This window comes from Sphingorhabdus sp. (assembly GCF_035329025.1).
Lineage (GTDB): Bacteria > Pseudomonadota > Alphaproteobacteria > Sphingomonadales > Sphingomonadaceae > Sphingorhabdus_B.
In genome coordinates, this window is sequence record NZ_DAOLHN010000078.1 from 1 (window position 1) to 5,982 (window position 5,982).

The following is a 5,982-nucleotide window of genomic DNA, read 5'->3' on the forward strand; positions in this document are numbered from 1 at the left end:
GGCCATAGCCGATATTGTAACCGATGCTGTCGTTGAACAGCACCGTATCCTGCGGGACGATGCCGATATGGGCACGCAGGCTCGATTGGGTCACGTCGCGCAGATCCTGCCCGTCGATGGTGATCCGTCCGCCGGTGACATCATAAAAGCGATAGAGCAGCCGCGCGATCGTCGACTTGCCCGCGCCTGAAGGCCCGACCACCGCGAGCGTCTTGCCCGGCGGGATGCGCAAGGAGAGGCCGTTTAATATCTGCCGTTCGGGATCATAGCCGAAGGTTACATCCTCAAAGGCGAGTTCGCCGCCAGATACGCGGAGCGCGGTTGCTCCGGGCTTGTCGACAATTTCGGGCGGGGTATCGACCAGATCGAACATCGCGGCCATGTCGATCAGACCTTGCCGGATCGTTCGATAAACCATGCCGAGCATGTCGAGCGGCCGGAACAATTGCATCAGCAGAGTATTCACCAGCACGACATCGCCGGTGCTGAAACGCCCTTGCGCCCAGCCCCAGACGCTGAAACCCATTGCGCCTGCCATCATCAAATTGGTGATGAACGACTGGCCGATATTGAGCCAGGCCAGCGAGTTTTCCGATTTGACTGCGGCGTCGGCATAGCGCCGCGCGACCGTGGCATAATAGTTCGTCTCGCGATCTTCGGCGTTGAAATATTTGACCGTTTCATAGTTGAGCAGGCTGTCGACCGAACGCGCAACCGTCGCGGTATCAAGTTCGTTCATCTCCTCGCGCAGCTTGTTGCGCCAGTCTGTGACGCGCTGGGTGAAGAGGATGTAGGTCACGACCATGACGATGGTTGCGACCACCAGCGCCAACCCGAATTTGAACCAAAAGATCACCAGCACCGCGATGAGTTCGATGGCAGTCGGCGCGATGTTGAACAGCATGAAATAGAGCATCACGTCGATGCTCTTTGTCCCGCGCTCGATCACTTTGGTAACCGCGCCCGTGCGGCGGTTCATGTGGAAACGCATTGATAGTCGGTGGAGATGCGCGAAAGTGTTTTCCGCCAAGCGCCGCGTCGCATCCTGCCCGACGCGTTCGAACACGGTGTTCCTGAGATTATCGAACAGCACCCCGCCAAAGCGGGCGCCGGTATAGGCAACGACCAGTCCGATCGCTATCCAGACGCCCGCCTCCAGCCCCGGTTGCATCCGGTCAATGGCCGCACCATAGACAAAGCCCATCGACAGCTGGACGCCCTTGGAAACCAGCACCAGCAGCATCGCGATGACGATACGGATGCGCAGCGCGGGCATATCCTTCGGCCACAAATAAGGCAGGAAGCGTTTGAGCGTGGCGAAACTCGCCTCCGCCTTCGCCGGTTCCTTTTCTTTCCCGTTTTCCGGCTGCGCCGCCATTCCTTGCATCAGGCCGATATAGGGAAGTATCCGGCTTTAGAAAGTCCCGCTGACGGTGGCGCGGTAAATCAGGCCATATTTGTTGCGCCCGGTGTGGGTGAAATCGATGGGGCCATCGCGGCGGTCGACATAAAACACCTCGTCATAGCCTTCGGTCTGGCCGGCCAGATTGAACACCTGCCCACGAACCTTTAGCCCAAGCACATTCTTGTGCTCGATGAAAGCGCCGACCATCGGACCGGTACGATAATCGCGACCGAAATAGTCGAGCCGGTAAAAGCCATAGTCGCTGCTATCCTCGGCAAAGGCGCCATAGGCCCATGGCGAATTGGGAATGTCGTGACGGAAATCGGCATTCCAGTAGGTCCGCCCACGGTTGCTGAGCGGGCGCTTCTCTCCGGTCAATGGGTCGCGCAGCGAAGCGGTTTGCCAGGCACCGATCAGGTCGAGCTTCGCACCTTTGATGCCGATGGTATCGAGGAGAAGACTGGCATTGATTTCGGTACGCAGCCGCTTGGCGGTGCCATCAATATTGCCCGGCGCTTCGCTCGTCGCGGTGATCGGGATTCGGTCGACAAGATCGCTGATCGATTCAAGATCGACCTTCAGCTTCAACGACCCCGCCTTGCCGAGTGAGCGGTTTGCCTCGAAATTCAGCAGCCAGCTTTGCGGTGGGACGAGGTCGAAATTACCGGCATTGTTGTTGTTATTGCGGACATCGACCGAGGCCAGGAAATCACCAAAGTTGAGTTGCAGCACCTTGCGCTGGAATTTGGCGCTGATGTCGAGCGTGGGCGAGGCCTTCCACGCCAATGCGACCGAGCCTTTAGGCCGGATATATTGGCGCGCATTGCCATTCGGGCCGGTCACGCCGAGTTCGCTATATTCGCCGCCCACCGTCGCCTGCAGCGTCAGATCCTTTGCAATCGGGCGGCCATAAGACAGGATGACCTGCCCGCGCTTTTCCTCGACCCGCGCGGTCGCATTGGGGAGAGGGACCGGTTGGAACACCCCGCCACTATCGAGCTGGAAAAATTCGGATTCGGCGTCGAGATAGTTGAACGCGCCTTCGGCCGATATCTGCCAGTCGGTTTTGCCTGCCTTCCAGCGATATTCGGCGCGCAAAACGCTCTCGCCTTCGTCAATCGACTGGTTGAAATTCTGCCCGCTTTCGGGCGAGCCATCGGTCGGGGTGATACGGAACTGGTTGACGAAAGGGCTGTGTTCAAAACGGTGGAAGCCGATGACCTTCAGTCGACCGCCGCCAAGACCGAACTCATAGTCGGCCCCCAATTCCATATTCCATTCATCCTCACGATCACGCCCCGCCTCAAGAATGTCGGCGACGCCGGGTTGCTTGCGCAAAAATGTACGCGTGCCGCGAAACTCGAAAAACTCCAGTGCGCCGTTGGCGTTGAGGATGTTGCCATTGTCGCTTTTCAGCGAATAGGTGCCTGCAAGGCGCGGGCGATCTCCCTGCGACCGGACGCGTACGTCGCGGTAGAACAGGCGATCGCCATTGGCGTCCCGCACATCTTCATATCCCCAGCCACCGCCGCGAAAGCCATCCTTATTGGAGAGGCCCAGTGTGAAATCGCCCTTGCCGAGCTTACCTGAAAGGTTGACCTCGCCGTTGAGCCAGAAATCGTCGACCCGCCGCCGCCATTGCGGCCTCCATGCAAAATTGCCCTGCAGGCTGTCCGACTTGGTGACGACATTCAGCACCTGACCATTGAGGCCAGAGACGTTGAGCGTCGCGCCGTCGGCAATCTCGAGCTGGATGACCGACGAGGCCGCAATACGCGACAATGCGGTTTGCGCATCATTGCTTTTGCCGGTGATCCGCTGCCCATTGATCAGCACATTCTGGCTTGCTTCACCCAATCCACGGTCGGTGCTAACCTGGCTGATAATGAAGCCGGGAATTTGCCCGACCATATCGAGCGCGGTCTGCGGCGCGAAGCGGCTGAATTGCGATGCCTCGTAAATCTGCCGACCGTTTTCGGCTCGCGGCTCCAGATCGGTCCTGGTTTCCTCAAACTGCGGCGCGGCTGAACTGGAGTTAGCCAAAGCTGGATGTGCCGCTGCCAAGGCAAGCACACTTCCGGATGTCGCAAGGATGCGACGGGTGCACAAATTCATTCAACCACTCCTGCCGGGCTCTGCGGCCCTTTTGTGCTCCCTGCGCAGGACGGTTAGGTTTACATTTGTTTTCGAAACAGCCACGTTCGATTAGCGACTGATAATTTGGGACAAACTACATCGAAACTCAAAAGCGGCGCGAAAGAAGTAGCCAGGCGGCGATCGCATTGAAGGCGGTGTAGGCTGCATAAAGGCCAACGATTATCCCTGAATCGGAATAGGCAAAGAGCATCGCACCGAGCAGGATGCCGAACTCCAGAAAATAGCTGCCATTACGCCCGAAATGCTTGCCGAAATAGAGCTTGGTGTCCTCGACAAAGGGGTGGCCCGATTCAACCACCGCCTTGTGCATCGCAAAATTGGCGATGCCGAGCAGGAAGGCGACGATCAGGTACATCTGTCGCCAGCCATGCTTATTTTGCAGCCGATGGTTCGGCTTTATCAGGACGCAGGCTCGTGCCCGCCCGTCCGCTACGGAAGGAGGATAACCAGCTTGCCGGATTGAGCCCGGTCGATCCGTCGAGCGAGAAGGTGATGATCTCAGCGCGGCCGCCGATCCGTTCCCATGCCACCGGCCCGCCAAGGCCGATGGGCGCATCGACACGGCTGTCCGCGCTATTGTCGCGATTATCGCCAAGCAGATAATAATGGCCTTCGGGGATACGGATGGGTGCAACATCGTCGGTCGATCCGCGGCGGGCATCAATGGTGTCATAGCTGACGCCATTGGGCAGCGTTTCGCGGACGATGGTGACATAGCAGTGCAGACTGCCATCGGCTTCCTGCACCAGTGCGCCGGGGAAATCGAGTTCGGTGCAGGGATTGTTGGCGTCGACCGGCAGATCCTTGACTGGTTGCGCTTCCTGCTTGATCGGCTTGCCGTTGAGGTACACCTGCCCGCCGCGCATTTCGAACAGGTCGCCGGGCATTCCGATAACGCGCTTGATATAATCCTGATTCTTGCCTTCGGGAGTCAGGATCACGACATCGCCGCGCGCGGGTGTCGAGCCCCAGACCCGGCCCTTGCTTTCCGGCAAAGTGAAGGCGAGCGAATCGACTTCCTCGCGCAAAACCAGCCACTGGAACAGTGCTACAGGATTGGGGATGGTCGGCGAAACGAAACTCCAGCCATAGGCAAATTTGGAAACAAACAGCCGGTCACCCACGAGCAGCGTCGGCATCATCGAGATCGACGGGATGTAGAAGGGCTTGGCGATGAAGCTGTGGAATGCCAGAACCGCGAGCAGCAGCCAGAACAGGCCTTTGATTTCTGCCCACAGCGTATGCAGCCAGCCTTGCTTCGTGGCAGGCGCGGTGGTGGCTTCGGTTTCGGTGGTAACAGGTTCGCTATTCAAAACAGTCATGCCTTCGAAATCGGGAGCGCTTCGATGATCACAAAGGCCTGCGCCCAAGGGTGATCGTCGGTCAGCGTCAGATGAATGTGCGCCTCATAGCCATTTGGCACCATCGCGTCGAGCCGTGCTTTCGCGCCGCCTGTGAGTGCCAAAGTCGGGGCTCCTGATGGCGCGTTGACTACGCCGATGTCCTTCATGAATACACCACGCTTGAAACCGGTGCCGACCGCTTTGCTGAATGCTTCCTTCGCGGCAAAGCGCTTTGCGTAAGTGCCCGCTTTGGTGAACGGGCGCTTTGCGGCCTTGGCGCGTTCGACCTCGGTGAAAACGCGATTTTCAAAACGCTCACCAAAACGGTCAAGCGAGTTCTGGATGCGCTTTATATTACATAGGTCGGAACCAAGGCCGATAATCACCGCGCTGCGTCCATCAATTCGCGCATCTTGCGCACGGCGTTTTCCAGCCCGTCGAAAATCGCCTCGCCGATCAGATAATGGCCGATGTTGAGCTCGGCCAATTGCGGGATGGCGGCGATGGGCTGGACATTGTCATAGGTCAGGCCGTGGCCGGCATGGGGTTCGATGCCGTTTTTCGCGGCGAGCGCGGCGGCGTCGGCGATGCGCTTGAGTTCGGCTTCGATCCCCGCCGTATCGCCATCGAGCCAGAGATGCGCATAGCGGCCGGTGTGGAGTTCGACCACGGGAGCGCGCAGCTGCATGGCGGCCTCGATCTGGCGCGGGTCAGGTTCGATGAAAAGGCTGGCGCGAATGTCGGCATCGGCAAGCTGCGATACAATCGGTGCCAGCTGGTTGTGCAGCCCCGCCGCGTCGAGCCCGCCTTCGGTGGTGCGCTCCTCGCGCCTCTCAGGAACGATGCATGCTGCATGCGGCCTGTGGCGTAGCGCAATCTCCAGCATCTCCTCGGTCGCCGCCATTTCGAGGTTCAAAGGCAGGTTGGTCGCGGCCTGGATGCGCGCAAGGTCGCTGTCGCGGATATGCCTGCGATCTTCGCGCAGATGCGCCGTAATGCCGTCACCGCCGACCTGTGCGACAATCTCCGCCGCGCGCACCGGATCGGGATGATCGCCGCCGCGCGCGTTCCGGATCG

6 protein-coding genes are annotated in these 5,982 nt (G+C 59.1%); all 6 read right to left on the minus strand.

Annotated features, from left to right (window positions below):
* Window positions 1-1,378, minus strand: a 1,378-nt coding sequence (locus tag PKC81_RS14180) for an ABC transporter transmembrane domain-containing protein (protein ID WP_324337209.1), incomplete at its 3' end; no start/stop codon positions are given.
* A 36-nt stretch (window positions 1,379-1,414) separates the two neighbouring features.
* Window positions 1,415-3,520, minus strand: a complete 2,106-nt coding sequence (locus tag PKC81_RS14185; protein WP_324337200.1) for a hypothetical protein — start codon at window positions 3,518-3,520, stop codon at window positions 1,415-1,417.
* 127 nt (window positions 3,521-3,647) lie between these two features.
* Complete coding sequence (locus PKC81_RS14190) at window positions 3,648-3,917, minus strand: hypothetical protein (protein ID WP_298604420.1); 270 nt, start codon at window positions 3,915-3,917, stop codon at window positions 3,648-3,650.
* A gap of 16 nt (window positions 3,918-3,933) precedes the next feature.
* Entirely contained in the window at window positions 3,934-4,884 is a 951-nt protein-coding gene (lepB, locus tag PKC81_RS14195; protein WP_324337203.1) for a signal peptidase I, read from the minus strand.
* Window positions 4,881-5,291, minus strand: coding sequence for a holo-ACP synthase (gene acpS, locus PKC81_RS14200; RefSeq protein ID WP_324337205.1), 411 nt, complete (start codon window positions 5,289-5,291; stop codon window positions 4,881-4,883). The genes lepB and acpS overlap by 4 nt, the downstream gene beginning before the upstream one ends.
* On the minus strand, window positions 5,288-5,980 hold the full coding sequence (locus PKC81_RS14205) for a pyridoxine 5'-phosphate synthase (protein ID WP_324337207.1): 693 nt from the start codon (window positions 5,978-5,980) through the stop codon (window positions 5,288-5,290). Before PKC81_RS14205 ends, acpS begins: the two co-directional genes overlap by 4 nt.
* Window positions 5,981-5,982 lie beyond the last annotated feature (2 nt).